At 43.9% G+C, this 22028-nt stretch carries 23 protein-coding genes; 10 read left to right on the top strand and 13 right to left on the bottom strand.

The features are described from left to right. Window positions 1-35 precede the first annotated feature (35 nt). From BLR15_RS04845 to BLR15_RS04835, 3 genes are all read left to right on the top strand, one after another. Window positions 36-1256 carry a pyridoxal phosphate-dependent aminotransferase gene (locus BLR15_RS04845; RefSeq protein ID WP_092985244.1) on the top strand — a complete coding sequence of 407 codons (1221 nt, stop codon included), beginning with the start codon at window positions 36-38 and terminating at the stop codon, window positions 1254-1256. Beyond that, window positions 1246-1665, top strand: coding sequence for a RidA family protein (locus BLR15_RS04840; protein WP_092985242.1), 420 nt, complete (start codon window positions 1246-1248; stop codon window positions 1663-1665). Before BLR15_RS04845 ends, BLR15_RS04840 begins: the two co-directional genes overlap by 11 nt. A gap of 91 nt (window positions 1666-1756) precedes the next feature. Further along, a complete protein-coding gene (locus BLR15_RS04835) occupies window positions 1757-2053 on the top strand; it encodes an iron-sulfur cluster repair di-iron protein, ric (protein WP_218118658.1) in 297 nt (98 codons plus the stop codon). 95 nt (window positions 2054-2148) lie between these two features. Here the strand turns inward: BLR15_RS04835 and BLR15_RS04830 are convergent, their stop codons facing one another. Beyond that, window positions 2149-2946, bottom strand: coding sequence for a carbon-nitrogen family hydrolase (locus BLR15_RS04830; protein WP_092985240.1), 798 nt, complete (start codon window positions 2944-2946; stop codon window positions 2149-2151). A 169-nt stretch (window positions 2947-3115) separates the two neighbouring features. Here BLR15_RS04830 and BLR15_RS04825 point away from each other — a divergent pair, with 169 nt between their 5' ends. Beyond that, a complete protein-coding gene (locus tag BLR15_RS04825) occupies window positions 3116-4297 on the top strand; it encodes an RNA polymerase factor sigma-54 (protein WP_092985238.1) in 1182 nt (393 codons plus the stop codon). 27 nt (window positions 4298-4324) lie between these two features. Here the strand turns inward: BLR15_RS04825 and BLR15_RS04820 are convergent, their stop codons facing one another. From BLR15_RS04820 to BLR15_RS04800, 5 genes are read right to left on the bottom strand one after another with little or no spacing between them, the layout of a single operon-like run. Further along, window positions 4325-5206, bottom strand: coding sequence for a dihydrodipicolinate synthase family protein (locus tag BLR15_RS04820; RefSeq protein ID WP_092985236.1), 882 nt, complete (start codon window positions 5204-5206; stop codon window positions 4325-4327). Continuing rightward, entirely contained in the window at window positions 5190-6611 is a 1422-nt protein-coding gene (gene nhaC, locus BLR15_RS04815) for a Na+/H+ antiporter NhaC (RefSeq protein WP_092985234.1), read from the bottom strand. The genes BLR15_RS04820 and nhaC overlap by 17 nt, the downstream gene beginning before the upstream one ends. A gap of 16 nt (window positions 6612-6627) precedes the next feature. After that, a complete protein-coding gene (locus BLR15_RS04810) occupies window positions 6628-7368 on the bottom strand; it encodes a hypothetical protein (protein ID WP_092985232.1) in 741 nt (246 codons plus the stop codon). A gap of 12 nt (window positions 7369-7380) precedes the next feature. After that, window positions 7381-8385 carry a proline racemase family protein gene (locus BLR15_RS04805; RefSeq protein ID WP_092985230.1) on the bottom strand — a complete coding sequence of 335 codons (1005 nt, stop codon included), beginning with the start codon at window positions 8383-8385 and terminating at the stop codon, window positions 7381-7383. Then, window positions 8382-9587, bottom strand: coding sequence for an NAD(P)/FAD-dependent oxidoreductase (locus BLR15_RS04800; RefSeq protein ID WP_092985228.1), 1206 nt, complete (start codon window positions 9585-9587; stop codon window positions 8382-8384). Before BLR15_RS04800 ends, BLR15_RS04805 begins: the two co-directional genes overlap by 4 nt. 107 nt (window positions 9588-9694) lie before the next feature. On the opposite strand from BLR15_RS04800, the gene BLR15_RS04795 reads away from it, so the two are divergent. The 4 genes from BLR15_RS04795 to BLR15_RS04780 are packed head-to-tail and all read left to right on the top strand — an operon-like array spanning window position 9695 to window position 12887. Then, entirely contained in the window at window positions 9695-11062 is a 1368-nt protein-coding gene (locus BLR15_RS04795) for a sigma-54 interaction domain-containing protein (protein ID WP_092985226.1), read from the top strand. A gap of 53 nt (window positions 11063-11115) precedes the next feature. Continuing rightward, window positions 11116-11412 carry a (2Fe-2S)-binding protein gene (locus BLR15_RS04790; protein WP_092985224.1) on the top strand — a complete coding sequence of 99 codons (297 nt, stop codon included), beginning with the start codon at window positions 11116-11118 and terminating at the stop codon, window positions 11410-11412. Beyond that, the gene (locus BLR15_RS04785; protein ID WP_092985222.1) at window positions 11387-11725 is read left to right on the top strand and encodes a (2Fe-2S)-binding protein; all 339 of its coding nucleotides are present in this window, start codon (window positions 11387-11389) and stop codon (window positions 11723-11725) included. Before BLR15_RS04790 ends, BLR15_RS04785 begins: the two co-directional genes overlap by 26 nt. Then, on the top strand, window positions 11712-12887 hold the full coding sequence (locus BLR15_RS04780) for an NAD(P)/FAD-dependent oxidoreductase (protein WP_092985220.1): 1176 nt from the start codon (window positions 11712-11714) through the stop codon (window positions 12885-12887). The genes BLR15_RS04785 and BLR15_RS04780 overlap by 14 nt, the downstream gene beginning before the upstream one ends. Window positions 12888-13006: 119 nt before the next feature. On the opposite strand, the gene BLR15_RS04775 is transcribed toward BLR15_RS04780, so the two are convergent. The 3 genes from BLR15_RS04775 to BLR15_RS04765 all read right to left on the bottom strand — a co-directional run bounded on the left by BLR15_RS04775 (window position 13007) and on the right by BLR15_RS04765 (window position 16358). Continuing rightward, window positions 13007-13525, bottom strand: a complete 519-nt coding sequence (locus BLR15_RS04775) for a helix-turn-helix domain-containing protein (protein WP_092985218.1) — start codon at window positions 13523-13525, stop codon at window positions 13007-13009. A 16-nt stretch (window positions 13526-13541) separates the two neighbouring features. Beyond that, entirely contained in the window at window positions 13542-15029 is a 1488-nt protein-coding gene (locus BLR15_RS04770) for an aldehyde dehydrogenase family protein (RefSeq protein ID WP_092985216.1), read from the bottom strand. A 135-nt stretch (window positions 15030-15164) separates the two neighbouring features. Then, window positions 15165-16358, bottom strand: coding sequence for an amidohydrolase (locus BLR15_RS04765; protein ID WP_092985214.1), 1194 nt, complete (start codon window positions 16356-16358; stop codon window positions 15165-15167). Between the two features lie 157 nt (window positions 16359-16515). On the opposite strand from BLR15_RS04765, the gene BLR15_RS04760 reads away from it, so the two are divergent. After that, window positions 16516-17028, top strand: coding sequence for an acyl-CoA thioesterase (locus tag BLR15_RS04760; RefSeq protein ID WP_092985212.1), 513 nt, complete (start codon window positions 16516-16518; stop codon window positions 17026-17028). Window positions 17029-17055: 27 nt separating this feature from the next. Here BLR15_RS04760 and BLR15_RS04755 read toward each other — a convergent pair whose 3' ends face one another. The 4 genes from BLR15_RS04755 to BLR15_RS04740 form a co-directional block, all read right to left on the bottom strand. Continuing rightward, window positions 17056-17760 (bottom strand): MOSC domain-containing protein, encoded by a 705-nt coding sequence (locus tag BLR15_RS04755; RefSeq protein WP_092985210.1) that lies wholly within the window; start codon window positions 17758-17760, stop codon window positions 17056-17058. Between the two features lie 33 nt (window positions 17761-17793). Continuing rightward, on the bottom strand, window positions 17794-18276 hold the full coding sequence (locus BLR15_RS04750) for an immunoglobulin-like domain-containing protein (RefSeq protein WP_092985208.1): 483 nt from the start codon (window positions 18274-18276) through the stop codon (window positions 17794-17796). Between the two features lie 64 nt (window positions 18277-18340). After that, window positions 18341-19771: an IS1096 element passenger TnpR family protein gene (locus BLR15_RS04745; RefSeq protein ID WP_092985206.1), complete on the bottom strand. Its 1431-nt coding sequence runs from the start codon at window positions 19769-19771 to the stop codon at window positions 18341-18343. Between the two features lie 306 nt (window positions 19772-20077). Next, on the bottom strand, window positions 20078-21061 hold the full coding sequence (locus BLR15_RS04740) for a nuclease-related domain-containing protein (RefSeq protein ID WP_092985203.1): 984 nt from the start codon (window positions 21059-21061) through the stop codon (window positions 20078-20080). A gap of 210 nt (window positions 21062-21271) precedes the next feature. Here BLR15_RS04740 and BLR15_RS04735 point away from each other — a divergent pair, with 210 nt between their 5' ends. Beyond that, entirely contained in the window at window positions 21272-21709 is a 438-nt protein-coding gene (locus BLR15_RS04735; protein ID WP_092985201.1) for an acyl-CoA thioesterase, read from the top strand. Window positions 21710-22028: the final 319 nt, after the last annotated feature.

Here is a 22028-nt window from a genome sequence, read left to right as displayed (position 1 = left end):
AATAACCACGAAATTATTATTAAGGAGCGTGTCACATGTCTTCAGTAGAGGATCTATTTGATAAACTGAATGCCGATTTAGCACCGGGACAGGAAAAGCGTTTGAATTTTGATGATATTGAACTTAAGGGGGGAAACCTGCCGGGTGAGCCTGTCGATTTTTCACACGGCGATGTGGATGCCTTTGAACCCGTGCCGGGCGCCCTCGAAAACTTCAACTACGGTTTCAAAGAGATCGGTGGGACTCAAGCCTACACGGTTTACCGCGGCCGTGAAGATATTCTGGAAGATGTCGCTGCAAAGCTGGCTGATTACTCTTCAACTTCAATTGACGCTGAAAATGAACTGATCATCACACCGGGCACCCAGGGTGCACTATTCCTTGCGGTCGGTGCCACGATTACACGCGGCGATAAAGTCGCGATCATTGAACCGGATTACTATGCAAACAGAAAGCTCGTCCATTTCTTTCAGGGTGAATTGTACCCGGTTCAGCTGGACTATCTGAGTCATGAAGATAAAGCCGGCATTGATCTGGATGGATTGGAAGCGAGTTTTAAAGAAGGCGTATCGACTTTTATTTTCTCGAATCCGAATAATCCGAGCGGAGTCCTATACAGTAGAGAAGAAATCACGAAAATCGGCGAACTCGTTCGTGAATATGATGTGAATGTCATCGTCGATGAATTATATTCCAGACAGCTTTTTGACAACAAAACTTATACACATCTTGCAAGTCTGGATATCGTACCCAAAGAAAATATCGTGACAATCATCGGCCCTTCCAAAACAGAATCACTGAGCGGTTTCAGGCTGGGAGTCGCCTACGGTTCGAAAGCCATCATCGACAGGATGGAACAGCTGCAGGCAATCGTTTCACTGAGAGCTTCCGGCTACAGCCAGATTGTACTGAAGAACTGGTTCAGCGAGCCTGATGGCTGGATGGCAGAGCGAATCAAGGCGCATCAGGATATCAGAGATATCTTACTCACCTTGTTCAGGGATGCAGGCTTTGAAGTGAGAACAACCGAAGCAGGCAGTTATATATTCCCGAAAATCACAGATCTCTCCATCGATTGTGATAACTTCGTTAAAGTTTTAAAGAAACAGGCAAAAGTGACTGTCACTCCGGGCACGCAATTCGGCCCCCAGTTCACAGACTGCATCAGATTGAATTTTTCACAGGATAAGGAAAAAGCGGTTGATGCGGTGAAGAGAATCATTAAAGTTGCGGGGTATTATAAAAATGGAAAATAAAGTGACGCCAAACGGTAATTATAAACTGGCGACAAGAGATGCAGACAAAGTCTATACATCAGGCATTACACCAAAAATTAACGGCCAGCTTGTGAAGACGGGCAAACTTGATAATCAGACAGATTTGAGTGAGTATGAATCAGTGACACAGCAGGCGATTAAAAATGCGATACAGGTCATCGACCAGGAAATATCCGGCACGGAAGCAATAGACAGGATTATCATGATGACTGTCTATGTCAATGCATCTGTGGATTTTGAATCTCATTCCAAAATTGCAGATTTCGCTTCCGATTATCTGGTTGACCAGTTTGGAGAAACTATTATCGGGTCAAGGGCGGCGGTCGGTGTAAGCTCACTGCCGGACAACGCACCGCTGGAAATCTCTTTAATTGCAAATATTAAATAAAATAGAAAGTTGACCTGGGTCAATTTCTAAATTCCAATTCTCCTGTAATCTAAAGATAAGATAATTATCATATGGGAGAGGACGTAAATAAATGACAAATATAACTTTTAAAAATGTCGTGGCAGAGAATTTTCCAACGCTTAAAAAAATGACGCCTATCGTAGCACGGGTCCATGGAGCGGGACATCCGGAGCTCGCGGAAGTCAGAGATATCTTTCAGAACATAAACAAAAAAGTGCAGACTTCTGAAGCTCCGGATTTGAAAATGGATTTCGAACAGTTGAGAACCGTCACGGATAACTATGAAGTTCCTGCAGACGGCTGCGAGGCATATACTACAACTTATGAATTGCTGGAAGAAGCGGACAAGGTATATCATACTTCATAAAAAAATGACAGGATCCCCCATATCCTGTCGTTTTCTTGATTCTATTAAATTGCCCCGACATCGTTTTCGCACCCTGTCGGGAGAGCGTCCGGATCCTACAAAAACTTATACATATCTCTTCTTCTGCTTTTAAAGATCGGGATATCTTCTCTGACCTGGGCAATGTAATCCAGGTCTATATTTGTTTCCACAACTTCCTCTTGATCTGCACTGCCCTGGCCCAGCACTTCACCGAATGGGTTGATGATGATGCTGTTGCCTGCGAATGTCGTGCCGTTTGGCTGGGTGCCGAATGTATTGGAGCCCACAATATAGCACTGGTTCTCTATCGCCCTTGCCTTAAGCAGTGTCAGCCAGTGCTCCGTCCGTTCCGCCGGCCATTCTGCTACGACAAAGACGACTTTCGCATCATCCAGCGCAAGATCCCTGAACAATTCGGGAAACCTGAGGTCATAACATATGACGAGACCCGCCTTGTTGCCGAGCAGTTCAAATGTATCGGCAGATTCTCCGCCGCCTGTTAAATATTCCGGTTCATTCAGCATCGGTACGAGATGGATTTTGGAGTACTCGTAAACAAGCTCGCCTTTTTTATCCACTACAAATGCAGTATTCAAAACATCGCTGCTTTCTTTGATGTTCGGAACCGAGCCGGCAACGATATTGACTTTATATTCTGCAGCAAGCTCTGCCATCTCCTCTTTGACTCCGCCGAGATTGTGAAATGCCAGTTTTTCTATGTTTTTCAGATCATATCCACTCGTCCACATTTCAGGCAGGACGACTATGCTGTCCTCTTCCAATGCATGCTCCTGAAATAAACTTTGTACTTTGTTTAAATTCTTTTCATAATCGCCTTCCGTCACTTCAAACTGAAATATAACAGCTTTCATTCCATCATCTCCTGATTTTAATTCTGGCAGACATTATTGAATATTCTCATTATACCAAATGTAATATGCATATTAAAACCGTACAGCATATGCACTTTACATTTGACACCGCTTACAATCACGGCTAAGATTATTGGCAATAAGTGAATGACACAGGGAGGTGCTTTAATTGGTATCACTGAATTTAACTGCAGAAACGAATATTTCCTTGAATCACTATATACTCAATTCAATCAGCCTTTTCAAATATACTCCAAAAGAGCTGTACAAATATGTCATCGACAAGTGTAATGAAAATCCTTTGATCTATATTAAAGACGACCACCCCCTGCCCGATCATTCAGGAGTATACGCAGACAATGATATTGTCGACGAAATCACTGCTCATTTCAATTACACTTTAAAAAGCAGTGATAAAAAGATTATGGAAGTCATCATAGGTTCATTGTCCCCGAAAGGCTTCCTCGAATCATCTGCCGAGGATATTGCTGTACTTACAAATGCCGACCGATCCAATGTCCAGCTGTTAATAGATGCATTAAAAGACTATGGTTCAAAAGGCATCGGATGTACGGATGCGGTGGATTTTATAAAGTTCCAGCTGACAACCAATGATACATACGAAGAAACTATGTTCAGTGCTTTTAAAGATAATTTACATGATATACAATCCGGAAGCCTCAAATTTTTGTCCGATTTGGACATCGACCCCGACGACTTCAATTCCTATATGGAAAATGAAATTAAACAGTGCAGTCTTTACCCATTGGACGGTGATGAACAGATCGATATACTGCCTGAAGGTTCCATCATAGTAATCGAGGGCAGACTGCAGATTCAGATTGAGGATTACCTTGCTGAAGATATCGTATTCGAACCGCTTTACCTGACCGGGGAAGAAACCGATTTTTCAAATCAGATCAAGGCCTATCGGGAAGAATATTCAGAACTGGTATCGATGCTCAAGGCTCGTAAAATCTATCTTTTGAAATTATTGAATGCTATTTGTGATATTCAGGAAGAATATCTGACCGGCAATACAGAGTACCTGCGGCCGCTGGACCAGAGCATGCTTGCGGAACTCACCGAACTCAGTCCTGCGACGGTAAGCCGCCTGATTTCAAATAAATATATCTCCACACCGCGGGGCATACTGCCGATTCAAAGCCTTTTATCCAAAGAATGCTGCAAAGGCTTCTCGGTCAGCCAGGTGAAGTACGTTATCGGAAACATTGATGGTTACGACACACTTTCCGATAATAAAATCTCAATGATGCTGAATGAACTCGGCATTAAAATATCAAGACGCACCGTCAATAAATATAAAAATCAGATGCTGAAGCATAATTAAAGACCGGCCGTACGGCCGGTCTTATTGTCAGTCCAACTTTTCCATCAGGCTTTTCAGTTTTTCGGTTTCTTCATCCGTCAGACCGAGTCTCGGCTTTCTTGAAGGTCCCCCGTTCAGGCCTTTGAGGTCCATCGCCTTCTTGACGATCTGGACATACTTGCCGGAATCCTCAAGGAACTCACAAAGAGGCAGAAGATCTTTATTCAGAGTTCTTGCTTCTTCATATTTGCCCTCTTTCATCAGTGCATAAAGTTTTGAAGCACTTTTTGGCGCGATGTTTGCGGCAACCGATACCCAGCCGGTCGCACCCACTGCAAAGGATTCATAGGCGAGATCATCCGAACCGCAGAACATGACCAAGTCCGTGTTCTCCACAAGTGTCCTCACTTTTCTGATATCACCTGTCGATTCCTTGATATACTGCACTTTATCCAGTTCTTTATCTATCTTATAAATCGTTTCATTTTCAAGATCGACATTAGCCGTGAACGGGTTGTTATACATCATGACCGGTTTTGTCACCACGTCATTGACGTCTTTGAACTGGTGGAATGCTTCCTCCTCTGTCGGTGTCTGATAGAATGAGTTGATCAGAAGGTGCCCGTCCGCATTCGTTCCTTCCACGAATTTCGCATACTCGATGACTTTGTCCGTTCTTTCATCCGCGATGCCGACAAGCAGTTTTGTTTCGCTGCCTTTCACCTGTTCACTCACTTGTGTGATGATTTTTTCCTTCTCATCATCATCCAGAGATGCAAATTCTCCCGTACTTCCAACGATGATGATACCTGCGACTTTCAAGTCCAGATAATGCTGGACGTTCTCTTTCATGCCTTCATAGTTTACGCTGTAATCCTCATTCATTGGTGTAATCAGTACCGGGTATACGCCCTCAAATTTGTTGTTCATGTTCTTTATCCCTCTCAATTTCATATTTGTCTTTCTTCATTATAAATAATCCTGCATAACCATAAATCAAACTGATGATAATCACTAAAAATCCATACCAGAAGAATGGCAGATATGCGATGGTCGCCACGCCAAGTGTCGTTGCCATGAACACACCGCCGTCAGACCAGGGCACCATCGGAGTCGTTACCGTTCCTCCCGCTTCAACGTTACGTGATAATAAAGTCCGGCTGACATTTTTACGGTCATAGTTTTCTTCTGTGATTTTCGTTCCTGTCAGCAATGATACGTATGCCGCACCGCCGAAGAATACACCGAAGAATGATGCGAGCATTGTAGTGACAGTCATATTACCTGTATTTGTCGCCAATTTGGCAAACATATCCCCAATGACTCTGAATGCACCGATTGACTGTAATAACCCGCCGACGCCAAGCGCCAGAATGATGAGTAATATCACTTCAAGCATAAAGGTAATACCACCGCGGTCAAGCAGGGTATCGATAAATGAGATGCCCGTCGAGATGCCGCTGCCGGAATACATGGTCTGAATCGCTTCTATAAAGCCGTATCCTTGGAAAAATGTGGCCCACAAACTGCCCAGCAATGCACCGAAAACTATTACAGGTACCGAAGGCATCCTCAAAGCCAGCAGTACAATGACAATAGCCGCCGGTATAAGCATTACCCAGGAAATATTGAACGTTTCTTCGAGACTTGTCATCGTTTCCTGTGCAATCGTCAAATCTCCGCTGCCGCTCTGCAGTGATGCACCGACAATCCAATAAAGAATCGCAGCAATGACAAATGCCGGTATGGACACGAATGACATGGATTTAATATGTCTGAAAAGGTCTACTTTGGATAAGTACGCCGTCATTACCGTCGTGTCTGATAAAGGAGACATCTTATCCCCAACATAACAACCGGAAATAACCGCACCCGCCACTAAATATACAGGCAGGCCAAAACTTTCACCGATCCCCATCATCGCAATGCCCGCTGTCCCCGCTGAACCGAATGATGTTCCTGTTGCTAACGAAGTGATTGCACAGATGATCATTGCAGCCATTAAAAATATGCTCGGACTGATAATATTCAATCCAAAGTAAATCATCGTCGGAACAACGCCGCCTGCAATCCATGAACCGATCAGTGCACCCACTGCGATTAAAATGAGCGTGGCGCCCATACCTTCATGGATACCTTTCAGCAAGCCTTTTTCCATTTCATGATAAGTATATTTCAAATAAACACCGAACCCAATAATGACAAACCATACGGTCAGAAGTGCCAGCTGAATCGGCAATTCCAAAATGACTATGAAACTGAACATTATTATTACAAATAAAACCAGGATCGCTATCAGCATCGGTACACTTGGTAATTTCCCCTTACTTTTCATATACTGTCCCCCATCTTCATTTAATTATAAAACCCTTTGAGTAAATATCTGAGCCTTCGATGTAAAATTGCGAATTTGATATCAGATAATGTTCGAATGAGTATTGGCCGCTGACGATTTCCACTTCTGCAGTATTCAATGCAATGATTTTTTCCTTCTTATAAATACAGTTCAAGACAGAAACCGCTTCACTGACCGGATAGGCAAGAGCGACCTTGTCTTCATTAAACGTGATATGTCTGCCGTCGTTGACCAATATGAGATAGCCTTTAAAAACTTTATAAGCTTCTATATAGTTTTTTATCTCCGTAATATTTTCAATGGACAGTTCGAAGTCCACCGCTTCAACCAATACATTCTTACCGTTTACAACATACACACCGTCCTCACCTTCGACTTCATAAATCTTTTCGATTCCAAGGCTGTCATGCGGATAAGTGTATGTTTCTCCCTTTTCTTTGATTACATAACTGTCATCCTGATTGATCGTGCCGCGTTCAAGCAGCGAACGTATGAAACTTTTCAACAGGATGTCTTTATTGTCCAAAACCGAGTTCGAATAAATTTCAACATCAATTGCTGATTCGTCAGACTTATAGATGATCAGATTGACGTACTTGCTGCCTCTAGGTTCATTCAGCAGGAGGTCGATATTGTTAAATCCTTCCACACTGCCCGTAAGCTCATCTTTTTGTACGATTCTGAGCTGCTGCCCGTCCACATGAATATCATGGCTGTTGATCACTTTTCTTATCACCTGCCCACCTCCTTATATTTCAGGTATCAGCAGATACCCGTGATTAAGCGGATCATCCTCATCCAAATAAAGATCATGACGCCCCATGATCCAGGCAGAACCCGTTATGGAAATTCTGTTGTATGAAATGCCTTTCTCTTCACGCGTACTGAGTAGATGCGCTCTGAACTCTGAACCGGTAATACTTTGATGGATGAATGCTTCATTCAGGCCGAGTACGCCTTCCTTGTGCAGCGTTGATACCTTTGCACAAGTACCCGTGCCGCATGGCGACCGGTCGATGCCGCCAGGCGGTACGACGACGGCATTTTTGGTGATATCTCCTTGTTCATAAAGCTCCATATGCGTCATCTTATCGATGAAGGGAAAGTCCGGATGCCGGATTTCATGCTGCCGGTTGATTTCATCCCGGATTTCCATTGCTGTCGCAACTATTTTCTCCGATTCACCGACGTCAAGTGCGAGGCCGAGGTCTTCGGCTTTGATGATGCCGTAAAAATTGCCGCCGTATGCGATATCACATTTGATATTTTTCTTATCTTTGTAATCGACATGCACCGTTTTTAAATGAAAGGCATCCGTACTGACGAATGTCACTTCCTCAACTTTGCCGTCAGTCACTTTACATTTTGCTTCAACCACGCCGGCCGGAGTATCCAATACGACCGTCGTGTAAGGCTCAACCGTTTCCACATAGCCGAGTTCGACAAGAGCCGTGCATGTGCCTATGGTGTCATGCCCGCACATTGGCAGATAACCGCCGGTTTCTGCGAAAATTACGCTGAAATCTGCTTCTTCCTTCAAAGGCGGCAAAACAATCGTGCTGCTCATGACGTCATGGCCTCTCGGCGGATAGACAAGGAATTTCCTGATATGATCATGATTTTCTTTCATATCCAGCATCTTTTCCTGTATCGTCTCCCCGTTCAGCTCCGGCATGCCTGTCAGCACTGTTCTGGTCGGGTTGCCGCCCGTATGTGTGTCAATCGTCAAAAATTGTCTCGTATTTATGTTCATACAGCCGCCTCCTTAAACCTCGATAAACTGAGCGGGGTGATGTCATCATTGAGTGAATCGGTGATCATTTCACTCATCCACTTGCCTGTAATGGCACAAAGTCCGATGCCGTCACCTTCGTGGCCTGCCGCAACATAATAATTTTTAATCCCGGTATCGGAGATGATTGGCAGATGGTCCGGCGTCCATGGCCTGAGCCCCGCATATGACCGTATAATATTCAAATCCTTCATCTTTGGAAAATACTCTATCGCCCGTTCTGCAATGAGACGGATGATGCCCGCATCCACCTTCGTATCGAAACCGGTAAACTCCCGGCTGCTGCCCATAAGGAAGTTCTGGCTTTCAGTCGCTTCATGGACCAGTGCGATGCCGTAATCATTCATCGTCTTAGGAGCACTTCGTTCTTTGCCGAACTTCGTCATCAAATATCCGAATTCCTGAATTTTACGTGTGCCCATCAGTTCCGTACGGGATGCGACGAGTATGTGTCCTTTACGCGGATGGATCGGCAGATCAATCTCCAGCATTCTGCTGATTTCCTGTGCATATATGCCGCCGGCGTTGATCACTTTATTCGCCGTAAAGGTACTTCCACAGGAATATACTTTAAATGTTTCCGCATCCGTTTTTTTAATATCATCCACAGGTGAATGTTCATATAAGGTGAAGTCGTACTTCTTCGCTTCATTAATCAGCGAAAAGGTCAGCATATATGGATTGACGGTCGAATCGTTCGTACATTCAAGACCCCCGGTCAGATGATCGGCAAAATATTTCGAGTCATTCTTCAAATCTTCCTTCGTCAGTTTTTTGAAAAACCGGTCATCCCCGTTCGCTTCGTTATGACGGTCGACCCAGATGTATGCCTGTTCCAGCTCCTCATCATTTGCACAAAGGAATATACTGCCGGGATGCCTGAACTCGAACGGTATTTCCAGCTCTCCGGACAATTCTTTGATGAGCGCCTGGCTTTTGATCGCCATCCTGCTGTCAAAGCCCGGTTCTTTATCTATCAGCAGGACATTGCCGTCACATTTTGAAGTCGTTCCCGAGGCGACCGTATTCTTTTCAATCAGTCCCACATTCAATCCTTTTTTCGACGAGTAGTAGGCAATGCTTGCACCTATGATTCCACCGCCGATGATCATTACGTCAAAGTGATTATTCAATAACCTCTCACCCTCCTCTCTTACTTGCATATAAGAAATAAGCGTGCCAGCTTTTCTGGATGAAACCATATTATAGTTTGTAATAAAGTGTAAAGAAAAATATAATGATTATATTAAAGTTTACAAAAGGAGATATTATGATTGAGAAAAAGTTAATTGAAATACTGATCAATTTTTATAATCATTCTTTTACGATCATCGACAATGATGAGAAAGTCATCTACTGGAGCAAGCGTGCGTCAGAAATATTCAACTTGAAAAATGAGGATGTTGTCGGAAAAGACATAAAAGAAATTTTTTCGGAAGATCAGCTGCTCATTCTCGATTCCCTCAGAAAAAATCAGTCGTTTGAAAAGAAACGTCATCAGGCGACCCCCGATATTTATGTGGATATAAAAGCGGAACCGATCCACCATGACGGCAAAGTGCTGGGCGCCGTGGTGTCGGAAATCGATGTGACTGCACAGATCAAAAGGGAAAAAGAATTAGAAGACCTTAAAAATAAAGTCAGCATTTTGAGTGACAACGTCAAACATCTTCATAATGACAATCATTTTAAAAACATCATTTATAAAAGTTCCATCATGGAGAATTTAAAGAATCAGATTGAAAAAGCTGCGAAAACGAATGCCAATATTTTAATTACCGGGGAAACCGGTGTCGGTAAAGAGCTGTTCGCCCAGGCCATCCATAACGTAAGTCAGCTTGATGGTGACTTCATCCCGCTCAACTGCGGCGCCATCCCGAATGACTTATTCGAGTCGGAACTATTCGGCTATGACCGCGGCGCCTTTACCGGAGCGAACAAGGAAGGCAACCAGGGAAAGATCGAGCTTTCTGAAAACGGAACTTTATTCCTCGATGAAATCGGAGAGATGCCGCTTGAGATGCAGGTCAAATTTTTGCGTATTCTGCAGGAAAGAAAGTACTTTAAACTGGGCGGGAAAAAGGAGCAGACGACCAACTTCAGACTGGTTTCCGCTACAAATAAAGTGATTGCAGAACTGCTGTCATCGGATGATTTCCGTTCAGATCTGCTGTACCGGATCAATGTCATCAATATACATATCCCGCCCCTTCGTGAGCGTCCGGATGATATTGAATCATTGTTTTACTATTATCTTTTCCAGCTGTCGGAAAAATATCAGACTAAACTGCTGTATGCCGATCAGCAGCTGCTTCAGGAAATCAGGCAATATGAATGGCCGGGTAACGTGCGGGAACTCATCAATGTTGTCGAAAGGCTCGTCATTTTTTCAAGCGGCAGTACTCTGGATAATAATATCTTCCATCAGTATCTAGAGGAAGTCGGTCAGAGCAGGAATTTTAGTACTTACAGCCTGCCGCCGGACGACCTTCAGTTAAAGGATTACATCGATCAGGTGGAAGCGGATTATATCCGCCAGGTCATCGAATCCAATGACAGCAACATTGAAAAATCAAGCCGGATTCTCGGCATCAGCCGTCCGACACTGTATGCGAAGATCAAAAAGTTCAATCTGTAACTGGCACGGTTATTTCTTATCTCATGTAAGGATAATTATTTGGGGTGATCACTATGATGAAAAGCGAAGATTTTACAGTATGCAGATGTGAAAACGTCACATACTCGGAAATATTGGCAGAAATGGACAAAGGCGTTAATGATTCAAGGGAAATGAAATTAAAAACGAGAGCCGGCATGGGATTCTGCAACGGCAGGACATGCGGGCACATGATCAATAAAATTACAGGGGATACTGAAGATGAGTCACCGGTCTTTATTCATCTGAGGGCACAGCCCCCGATACGCACGGTATCATTTGAAGAACTTTCAGGAGGGCTGCTTGATGACGAGAAGAATATTAAACCATAAAATACTCGGGCCGAAAAAGCATCATATTGTCCCGTTCATATGGAACGGCAGGACATACTACGGCGCTGAAGGTGAAAGCATTACCGCTGCTCTCTTGGCAAATGATATACGGACGCTCCGCTACCATGAAAGCGACGGGGCGCCGCGCGGCCTCTACTGCAATATCGGCCACTGCTCCGAATGCCGGGTCACCGTCGACGGCAGAAGAAATGTCCGGGCATGTCTGACACCGCTTCAAAAAAATATGCATGTGGACAGGCAGGGTGCTCTCCCCCATCTGGTGAAAGGAGGCGGCGCAAATGACTCATTATGATGTCATCATCGTCGGTGCCGGCCCTGCCGGGATGAGTGCCGCGAACATATTGAAGGATAAGAAAAGCGTTCTGATTGTCGATGAATATTATCATTACGGCGGCCGACTGCTCGGCCAGCTGTATGAGGAATCGAAAGACAGCTGGTGGAACGGCATGGATGTGGCCCGCCGTCTCCATGATGGATTGGATGAGAAAATAACTTTGAGGCTTGAAACGTCCGTCTTCAATGTCGATCGGAACGATGGGGCGTTTACTGTCTATACGAATAAAGGGAATTTTACATCTGATTACCTGATCGTTGCGACTGGTGCCAAAGAAAATTCCTATCCGCTCCCTGGCTGGGAGCTGCCGGGCGTCATGACCGTCGGTGCCGCCCAGGTTCTGACCAACTTTCACAGAGTCGCCCCCGGTGATGCCGGCGTCATCATCGGCATCAATCCATTGTCGATGGTCATCGGCATGGAGCTCGGTTATGCCGATATCGATGTCAGAAAAATCTGTTTGCCGGCAGAGAATAAATTTAATAAGGTTACGCCGAGGGATGCACTTGAGACATTAATGGGGCTCGGCACATCCGCACCGTCAAAATTTCTGTCCATCTCTGCAGATATCGGCAGCAGAATGTCGATGCTGCACGGACTTGCTCTGAAACTATTTCCGTCGAAAGGCATCAAAGCTCTCGGACTGCCGATCTCCATCAAGGAAAAAGTCGTTAAAATCAACGGGGCAGAAAAGGTCGAATCTGTCACTACCGTGAAAACAAGAGCTGACGGCAGTGTGATCAAAGGAACCGAACAGGACATAAAATGCGATTTTGTCTGTATTTCAGACGGCCTTTCTCCAGTCAGCGAAATCACTTCGCTGTTCAATTTGAAACACGCCTATCTTGAATCCCTTGGCGGATACGTGCCGATTCACAGCGAACAGATGGAAACCGAAATCGATAAACTGTATGTCGCAGGCAATATCACCGGTATTGAAAATGCCAAAGTTGCCATCCTTCAGGGCGAAATGGCCGCACATCACCTGCTGGGCAATGAAGATGCCGTCAAAATTACATTGAAACGCATTGGCGATGAACGTAAAAATGCCAAAGTGAAATTTCATAAAGACCTCGATCAGGCCCGGGACAAGCTTCAGCTGTACTGGCTGGCAAAATAAAAACCACACAGCTGTGTGGTTTTTATCGTTTCTTCAAACATTGTTTTTAACCTCTTCTGCCCATACAAAAGGACCGGCGACATTTACTTTGTCTCCGGTCCTTTTTGTATTACGCAGAACTATCCCGAGTTGGATGATACGAGCAGTATCTCTGTCGTTTCAGCGGTATTGTTATACCATTCATGTTCGACTCTCGAATCGATATGAATGGATTCGCCGGTTTCCAGTGTTTTTTGTTCACCGCTTACAATCACTTCCAGTGAACCGGCCAGGACATAGATGAATTCCTGGCCTCTGTGGGTATACGGTGAATGCTGGGTCTCTCCTGCTTTCAGCTCTACAACAGCAGGGGTGAATATCGGATTCACCATATCTCCCGACAGGTCTTTATACGAAAAATTACCATTCAGAGAGGAAGTGTCGACCGGGTCTGTCCCGTTATCATCAAAGAAGAAATTCACATTGACATCGAGTGCTTCGGAAATTTTTTTCAGCGAAGTGAACGTCAGTGTTTTCAAATCACGTTCAATCTGTGAAATAAAACTGATGGATAATCCGCTCTTTGCACTCAGTTCTTTCAATGTCATCTTTTTATCTTTGCGTAATTTCTTCAGCTCTTCTCCCAGCGTCGCGCTCATATCATTACCCACTCTCTTATGATCTGTCCATGTTAACGAACACACTCTTCACTTCGATGTAGTTTGAAATACCGTAATCCCCGCCCATATCGCGGCCGATACCGGATTGTTTATAACCGCCGAACGGCATTGTTTCAAGTTCCAGACCGAAGTCATTGATCCATACTGTACCCGCCTCAAGTTTAGAGGCGATATAATGACCGTCTTTAATATTCTCGGTCCAAACACTTGCAGCAAGACCGTAATTGCTGTCGTTCGCCCGCTTTATGACTTCTTCGATATCGTCAAACGGCAGGACAGACATCACCGGTCCGAATATCTCTTCTCTCGCAATCGTCATATCATCCGTTACATCAGCAAAGATTGTCGGTTCAACGAAAAATCCTTTGTCACCGATACGCTTGCCGCCTGTGATCAGCTTCGCACCTTCTTCCTTGCCTTTCTCGATATATCCGAGAACAGTGTCCAGCTGTTTTTTGGAAACCAATGGTCCGATATCCGTATTTTCATCCAGACCGTCTCCTACATTAATTTCTTCCGCTTTATTTTTCAACGCTTCGACCACTTCATCATAGATGTTTCTCTGAACATAAATCCTTGTCGTCGCACTGCAGTTCTGGCCGGAATTGTACATTGTCCCATCTAAGATACCTTCAAGACCGGCCTCGATATCAGCGTCTTCCAATACGACAGCCGGTGATTTCCCGCCGAGTTCCAAAGTGATGGACTTGATATCTTCAGCCGCTTCTTTCATGATGTTACGGCCTGTATTTGTTGACCCTGTAAATGCAACTTTCGCCACATCTTCATGAGTGACAAGTGCATGGCCTGCCTTATCACCATAGCCCGGCACAAAGTTGACCACACCGTCAGGAAATCCTGCTTCTTTGAACAATCTGGCAGTATACAGTATTGATAATGGTGTATCTTCCGCAGGCTTCAGAACGATTGTACAGCCTGCCGCAAGTGCTGCGCCCATTTTCCAGGCAGCCATCAGTAGCGGATAGTTCCATGGAACGATCTGGGCAACAACGCCCATCGGCTCGTGTACAGTGTACGTGACATAATTCGGATCAATGTTTGTCGTCCGGCCGAAAATTTTCGTCGCCCATCCGGCATAATATCTGAAATGCTGCACAGTGCCGTCGACATCATCTTCGAGTGCCTGCTGATATTTCTTGCCGTTGTCCAGTGCTTCAAGCTGCGCCAGCTCCTCACGGTTTTCGTGAAGCAGTTCTGAAAACTTATATATCAGCTGAGATCTTGAATCTGCATCCATCTTTGTCCACTCTCCGTTGTCGAATGCATCTTTCGCCGCTTTTACAGCTTTATCCACATCTTTCTCTGAAGCTTCACTGACATTCGCAATGACCTCTTCAGTCGAAGGGTTTTTCACTTCAAATGTCTTACCGCTTTCAGAAGGCACATACTCCCCGTTAATATAAAGGCCCTTGTCCCCTTCTAAAAATTCCCTGACTTTCGGTTTTAACTCAATCAATGACATTCAATCCCACTCCCCATTTTTTTATGTGATATTTTAAGTCTAAATATTCCGTTAACTGAATCATATGTGATTATAAATAAAAAATCAATCAAAATTTCACTATCAGTGAAATTTTGATTGATTTTCTTGTTTTGATCATTCATTTTCAAGTCTGGAAAGTGCGACTTCCCCAAGCACTTTTGCGCTGATCAATAATGATTTCTCATTAATATCAAATTTCGGGTGGTGGTTGATGTAGGCATTTTCCACACCGTCAGGTTTTGCACCGACATTGATGAAAGTACCCGGTGTTTTCTGTAAATAATAGGAGAAATCTTCCGAGCCGCTCGAAGGGTCATGATGGGCAATATTGCTGATGTGTCCGCCTTTACTGTTCTTCAGAATATCTTCTGCAGCCTGTGTTTTCTCCGGGTCATTGTACAAGACCGGGGAGTCATAAATATAGTCCAGTTCGCACGTTACACCGAATGCAGTTTCCAGTCCGTTTAAAATTTTGACCATTTCATCATGGATGGGCACTTTATTCTCCTCTTCCATATAGCGCACCGTACCGCGCAACGTCACTTTATCCTGGATGACATTCTGTCCGCCCGGTGCTTCGAATGCCGTCACCGACACCACAGTGGTATGCTTCGGATTCATTCTTCTTGATACGATCGACTGCACCTGGGTGACGAAGTGTGAACCTGCAACAATCGGATCTATCGTCGTTTCAGGCATCGCGCCATGGCCGCCGCTGCCCTGGATATGAAGATTGAAATTAGAACGTCCGGCCATCGCATTCCCTTCGACAAGACCGACTTCACCTGTTTCATACATCGGGAACAGGTGGATGCCGTAAACTTCATCCAGATCATCCAGTATTCCGGAAGCGACGATACTTTTCGCCCCGCCCGGCGGCACTTCCTCTGCGTGCTGGTGAATCAGTTTGATCGTACCGTCCCACTCATCTTTAAGTTCAATCAAAGTTTCGCCAAGCGTCAGCAGGTAAGCTGTATGTCCATCGTGGCCGCATGCATGCATCACCCCGTCATTTTTAGATTTGAAAGGCACATCCGTTTCTTCCGTAATCGGCAGCGCATCGAAGTCCGCACGGAGCCCGATTGTCCTGCCCGGATTCCTGCCGTTGATTTCAACGACAATTCCATTCTCTCCTTCAATGCCTGTCGTCACTTTCACGTCTTTATCTTTATAGAAATCCGCAATATACTGCGCTGTCTTTTCTTCTTTGAACGACAGTTCCGGATTTTCATGAAGATAACGTCTGATTTCGATCATCCGGCCTTCTTTCTCTTCCAGTCTGCTGAACAGCTTTTCTGTAATTGACATGACTATCCCTCCATTTACTATTCACTTTATTTTAAACCTCTGCAGGCATTAATTCAATTAATACGTTACAATATTCACAAAATCAGCTGTGCCGCTGCTCAAATTTCTGTGATAAGATTGTAGTTGTATAAAACTTAATCACTTAGGGGTAGCTAAAATGACTGTCAATAAAAAACCGATGAGCTTTTCCAAATCCATTAAATCAACACAAGTTTTTCCTGAGCATACCAATCACTTGAATACCATGTTCGGCGGAAAGATTTTGGCAAATATCGATGAGATTGCCTCCATCGCTGCGATGAAACATGCTGAAACGGACTGCGTCACTGCTTCCATTGACTCTGTCAACTTTTTAAAACCGATACGCGCCGGTGAAATCGTGACTTATGAAGCGTACATTTCGCATGCCGGCACATCTTCTTTGGAGGTATGTGTACAGATTAAAGTCGATAATCCTTATACACATAAAAGTGACCTGGCAGTGCTCAGTTTCCTGACATTTGTCGCTGTTGATGAATCAGGAGAAAAGGTTGATGTTCCAAAAGTATATCCTACAAACCAGCATGAGGAATGGTTGTTCAAAACTGCTGAAGACCGCATTCAAAAACGTCAGGATCAACGGTTGAAAAGTAAGGAAACAATCGAGTTTTTAAAGAGTATCGAAGAATAGACAAGAAGCCGACAATTTGCCGGCTTCTTATTTATTTGGACCGAAAACTCTAGGCTCTATATTTTCAGGGATTCCGTCGAGCCGTTTCTGCAAAGACTTCTGCCAGTTTTCAGCCAAGAGGTTTACATCTCTCAAACTTGCAGTGAGCCCGTAATTTTCTTCCTGCTTGTACATTACTTCGTTACACGCATCTATCGTCCATTCCGGATGCGGCCGCTCCAGCAGACTGAACCTGTCGCCGGCCTTCACTCTGCCTTCTTTGATCACTCTGTAGTACCAGCCTGTTCTCCCCGAATCCTCAATCTTCAAGGCCAGGTCAATGATGCGGTGTTTCCTTGCCGGCCGCCAGCATGGTCTTCGGGGCTGTGATACTTGTATTTGGGCTTCGCCCAATTGATAAACGTCACCGATGCAGACATTTGATTCATCCAGACCGACTACAGCAAGGTTCTCGCCGAAAGCGCCGGCCTGCATCTCCTGCCCAAGCTCGTTCGTCCACTCTTCATAATGATCGATATTATAACAGAACACTGCTTTTTCCGGCCCCCCGTGGTTGCGTTTATCCCCGACTTCATCATTTTGAAAACCGGTTTCTGTCAGATACACTTCTTCATCTGTTTTTCCGCGGTAAATTGCAGTCGTCCATTCCTGGTCCATTTTGTCCTGTGCGTTATTATCTCCATATGTCTTCGCTTTACCCACAAATAGATATTTCAACTTTCCGAGTTCCATGTCAGCCCCCCCAATGAATGTCATTTATCTACATTATACAACTTTAAATTCATCTGTTAACCAGAACACTTTCGTATCATCATGATATCTGAAAGCTTTTACGATACGATATTCACCGCTGTCCGGATTTAAAGAATAATCCGCAGGGTCGATTTCAAGTGTTCTCGTTTCATCAGGCGGTATTGCCTGCCCGTAATTATCAAAGGCAGAAAAATCCTTGAATACCCCATCATCAAAAGTGAGCATATACCATAATCCATCGACCTTTTTTTCAAGATAGAAAAATTCTCCGTAGCCAAATATCGACTCACTGGAATTATTAATGGTCACTTCAATTTCCACTTCGGATTGTTCCTGTACAGATGGTATGACACTCATTTCAAGACCATTATCTGAACCGGGAAGATCCTGTCTCGGACTCGGATCATCAAGCAGTTCTGGAGTGACAGGGCTGATGACCGCGTTTAAAATAAATGGAGTCAGAACCAGCAGGATGAATATTGAAAACTTTTTCATTTTCAGGCACCTTCTTCACTCCAATTATAATATACATACAAAAAAAGACGAAGAGACCTTCGCCTTATTTATCCGCCAAATTTGGCTCTTCATCATTAAATTCTGTCAATGCATGCTGTCTCGAAAATATCCGTTTAAGCTGCCGGTTGATGGCACTTTTAGGATATCTTATTTTATAATTTGACATCCTTGCAAACTCTGCCGTCTCCTTATACTTCGGGTTGTCTTTATCCTTTAATATTAAATGAAGCCTGTCAAACTCCTCTATTCCTTCGGCCATTTCTATCGGACTCGGCCCCCCGTAATCCACAATTTCAGGATAGACTGCCTCATCCTTCGAGATGAACTCCACCAGCTCGACTTTGTGATGCCAGTTCGCTTTATAATTATACACATAGCTCACCGTACCGAATTCTGATAAAAATGCATCCACCTGGGTGTAACTGGAAAGAAGGACCTGTTTCTTTTTCGTTTCACCCGTCTTATCTTCAGAGTAAACACGTATGACGTAATTGTCATTTAAAAATTCTGCATAAAACTTTTTGCTCCACCCGAATGCAATTTGAATGATCAGGTGCATCTCATAAAAATTCAGCCGCGCTGGAATGATCATTTCCCGGAAAATAATATCACTGCCGCCGACCAGGGAAACCCTTATCCTGTAGGCATTGTAGGAGGACTGGTTTTCTTTATTCCTTAATATATTATTTTTGTAGCGTTGGCTTTTCACCTGTTTCAAGTTTGTGCTCCTGATGGTTTTAAGCACTTCCGGATGTGATATCCCATAATCATTTTCCATGACAATCACCAGGCCGTAGCTGATCAGTTCCTGATATTCCTTAATGTTATTGTAAAAAGGATAGTCATTTTCGGCATGCTTTCGTATCACCTGAAAAGCCTCGTCAGACAGAGACAGCAGAATTTCCCTGATTTTTTCTTTATCTGTCAGCAATTTTTTCAGATCGTTGACATAAACCTCTTTCTGGAGAGATGCCGGCGAGTGTGAAAGCGCTTTCGAAATTTCCTTCAGATGAGTAATTGTGATACCCATCAACAACTCTTTAAGATGCATCTCTGAATAGGACATAAGAATCGTCTTCTTAAGCGGACTCAAATCCTCCAGCCAGACGAGATCCTTATCATTTTTATTAAGTTCTTCAATCAGACTTCTGAGAGTCTCCTCATGCACCGCTCCCTCTCCATCATTGAAAGGCACGATAAGATATTGCTCAATTAAAAACGGATAATCCTCCTCCGTCAGTTCAATTGTGTAATATCCGTTTTTAGCCTTGGACGACTTTAATGTATCAATCAGTTTAAGCTCTTTAGGACTCAGCTGTTCAACCACCCAGCTGACATGATAAGGATTCGTAATTTCCCGGTACCGGTAAACTACGAACTCATCAATCGACTGATATGCCCTCTTTCTCGTTTTGCTCAGCTCCTGCAAAACATCTTCAGTTATAAATTGTCGGTAAAATTCTTGAATCCCCATAATTTGGCCCCCTTTGATGCATCTAACGTCCCCTTGTACAATCGCTTAATATAAATGTATCACAAATTGTAATGATACACTACAGATTTTTGTCTATTATCTGTTAATTCTGATTATTTATGGAGTGTCGATGTGAATTGCGCTGATTTGTGAGCGTCTCGTGCCTTCGTTTCACATGATTATACCGACATCGCTTCTGCGCCACGTCGGGAGAACGCCCCCCCGCCCGACATCGTTTTTGCGCCATGTCGGGAGAACACACCGGGCCCGGCATCGTTTCTGCGCCATGTCGGGGAAACGCTTAAATCACTTAAAAAGCTTAAGGCCCAGATGATATTTGGAGTTTCTCGGCTCTTTATTAACAGCATCATCATAATCATAGTATTTGAACTTATAATATATCGATACCCCCGTTGAAAAGGTCTCACAATATTTCTTTAACATCCTCTGCAGCATACGCTCACTCACCTGATCCCCGAGCAGCACCTGCAGTTTCTGCCTGGTCATTTTGTCGTGACGGAATAAGGCCTTGAAATCACTGAGACCGCGGATGATGTGGCTTTCTTTTGATTCACGGCACTTGCACTGCATGCAATAGGCATAATATTTTTGAATGTCCAGGTCGAAGCTGCCGCATGAAATGCAGTACAGCCCGCACCTCAGGACTGTGATATCGGCCGTCTTATCGAAATATGGGTTTTCAATGATTTTCCTATATATTACCCGGGCAATTTCTTTTGACTGTTCCGAAATCCCGCCGGACCTGAAACTCTCCAGGTATTCCTTAAGCTGATTTCTCATCACAACCATCGATCTTGCCCGTTCATCATCACAGTCAAACTGCAGATCGAGGTTTGGAAAAATGATTTTCCCCCTCACATCAAAATTCATCTTGGCATCATACCTTATCTTCTTAAGTTTCCCCATCGCCAGCTTCAACTGGCTGATCGCATCTTCTGTCACTTCGAACTTTCCGCTGAACCACTGGCCGTCCACATAGGAATAAAAACCGCTGTAGTTTTTTATTTCGTTAACGGTTACAGAATTGCCGTCAATGATAATCGAATCAAACTGAGCTACTGCATCACCGGCCTTCACATAAATATCTCGAAAAACAATCAGTCCTTCATGCCCTGCTGCCTCGAGTATTTTGTCATACTGCTGTTCACCTTCATACCCGCTTTCCAAAACAGACAGCATCCTTCGACCTTTTAAATCCATTTCGACCCTTCTGCTGAACGCACGTATATACATCAGTTCGAACGGCACTTTTCTTTCTGTTAAAATCATATCTTCCTCCTTTGAATAAAGTTTCCCTCACTATATATATGCCGGAAAAATACGATTTTGATTTTTTCTCACTTAATATCACAGATTTTCAATTTCTGCGACAGTAATTCAGCTGCATTGAAGTTTATTGGCAAAAGATGACAGTTACGAAAAATAGGACGGATGATATAATGAAGGGTAAATCAAATGACAGGAAAGGACGTTTCTCATATGGAACAAGGTTATACTTCAGAAATAGAAGTTCAGGTGATGTACGCAGATACAGATATGATGGGCGTTATTTACCACGGGAATTATCCTAAATGGTTTGAGATGGGCCGGATGCAGCTGATCACGGATATCGGTTATGATTATCTCGCAATGGAACGTGAAGGCTATTATGCACCGGTTTATAATCTGGATATTACTTATGTAAAGGCTTTGAAATACGGCGACCGCGCCATCGTCAGAACATGGGTCAAAAAGAACACGGGAATGAGAACGGATTACGGCGTCGAGATCGTCAATGGCGACGGTGAACTGTGCACATACGGCACGACGACGCACGTCGTGGTAAAGAAAGTGGACGGCGAATTCAAGCCGGTACCGTTTAAACGTGTCTTTCCTGAATGGTTCCAAATATATGAAAAAATCAAAGTGGACGATTAGAACTTCATCAATAATACACGTTAAATGAAACCCAGTTGAATAGACCAGGGGGCTTAAAAAATTTGATTGAATCCATCTTTGTTTAAGTGCGTCTTTTTTTAGCGATAATGATTATGGACATCCTCTATAAATTGATATCTTCTTATTATTCAGGATTTGGACTGGATGACCCAAACCAATGATAAGGGGTTTTTATGCCTTTAAAGCCTGAGTCGGGGGCGCCGTGTAAAAATCACCGAATATTTTACCTGGTAACCATCGAATTTTTTCAAATAATTTTATGCAATGCCAGTGAATTTATATGTTGTATGAAAGTATA

It is taken from the genome of Lacicoccus qingdaonensis (assembly GCF_900101075.1).
Taxonomy (GTDB): domain Bacteria; phylum Bacillota; class Bacilli; order Staphylococcales; family Salinicoccaceae; genus Lacicoccus; species Lacicoccus qingdaonensis.
The sequence above is the reverse complement of the archived record's forward strand: the minus strand, read 5'-3'. Positions and strand labels throughout refer to the sequence as shown.

Coding starts and splice junctions, on each gene's coding strand:
- BLR15_RS04845 (WP_092985244.1), top strand. CDS start 36: ATGTCTTCAGTAGAGGATCTATTTGATAAACTGAATGCCGATTTAGCA.
- BLR15_RS04840 (WP_092985242.1), top strand. CDS start 1,246: ATGGAAAATAAAGTGACGCCAAACGGTAATTATAAACTGGCGACAAGA.
- BLR15_RS04835 (WP_218118658.1), top strand. CDS start 1,757: ATGACAAATATAACTTTTAAAAATGTCGTGGCAGAGAATTTTCCAACG.
- BLR15_RS04830 (WP_092985240.1), bottom strand. CDS start 2,946: ATGAAAGCTGTTATATTTCAGTTTGAAGTGACGGAAGGCGATTATGAA.
- BLR15_RS04820 (WP_092985236.1), bottom strand. CDS start 5,206: ATGAACAACAAATTTGAGGGCGTATACCCGGTACTGATTACACCAATG.
- nhaC (WP_092985234.1), bottom strand. CDS start 6,611: ATGAAAAGTAAGGGGAAATTACCAAGTGTACCGATGCTGATAGCGATC.
- BLR15_RS04805 (WP_092985230.1), bottom strand. CDS start 8,385: ATGAACATAAATACGAGACAATTTTTGACGATTGACACACATACGGGC.
- BLR15_RS04800 (WP_092985228.1), bottom strand. CDS start 9,587: ATGCAAGTAAGAGAGGAGGGTGAGAGGTTATTGAATAATCACTTTGAC.
- BLR15_RS04795 (WP_092985226.1), top strand. CDS start 9,695: ATGATTGAGAAAAAGTTAATTGAAATACTGATCAATTTTTATAATCAT.
- BLR15_RS04790 (WP_092985224.1), top strand. CDS start 11,116: ATGATGAAAAGCGAAGATTTTACAGTATGCAGATGTGAAAACGTCACA.
- BLR15_RS04785 (WP_092985222.1), top strand. CDS start 11,387: ATGACGAGAAGAATATTAAACCATAAAATACTCGGGCCGAAAAAGCAT.
- BLR15_RS04780 (WP_092985220.1), top strand. CDS start 11,712: ATGACTCATTATGATGTCATCATCGTCGGTGCCGGCCCTGCCGGGATG.
- BLR15_RS04775 (WP_092985218.1), bottom strand. CDS start 13,525: ATGAGCGCGACGCTGGGAGAAGAGCTGAAGAAATTACGCAAAGATAAA.
- BLR15_RS04770 (WP_092985216.1), bottom strand. CDS start 15,029: ATGTCATTGATTGAGTTAAAACCGAAAGTCAGGGAATTTTTAGAAGGG.
- BLR15_RS04765 (WP_092985214.1), bottom strand. CDS start 16,358: ATGTCAATTACAGAAAAGCTGTTCAGCAGACTGGAAGAGAAAGAAGGC.
- BLR15_RS04760 (WP_092985212.1), top strand. CDS start 16,516: ATGACTGTCAATAAAAAACCGATGAGCTTTTCCAAATCCATTAAATCA.
- BLR15_RS04755 (WP_092985210.1), bottom strand. CDS start 17,760: ATGGAACTCGGAAAGTTGAAATATCTATTTGTGGGTAAAGCGAAGACA.
- BLR15_RS04750 (WP_092985208.1), bottom strand. CDS start 18,276: ATGAAAAAGTTTTCAATATTCATCCTGCTGGTTCTGACTCCATTTATT.
- BLR15_RS04745 (WP_092985206.1), bottom strand. CDS start 19,771: ATGGGGATTCAAGAATTTTACCGACAATTTATAACTGAAGATGTTTTG.
- BLR15_RS04740 (WP_092985203.1), bottom strand. CDS start 21,061: ATGATTTTAACAGAAAGAAAAGTGCCGTTCGAACTGATGTATATACGT.
- BLR15_RS04735 (WP_092985201.1), top strand. CDS start 21,272: ATGGAACAAGGTTATACTTCAGAAATAGAAGTTCAGGTGATGTACGCA.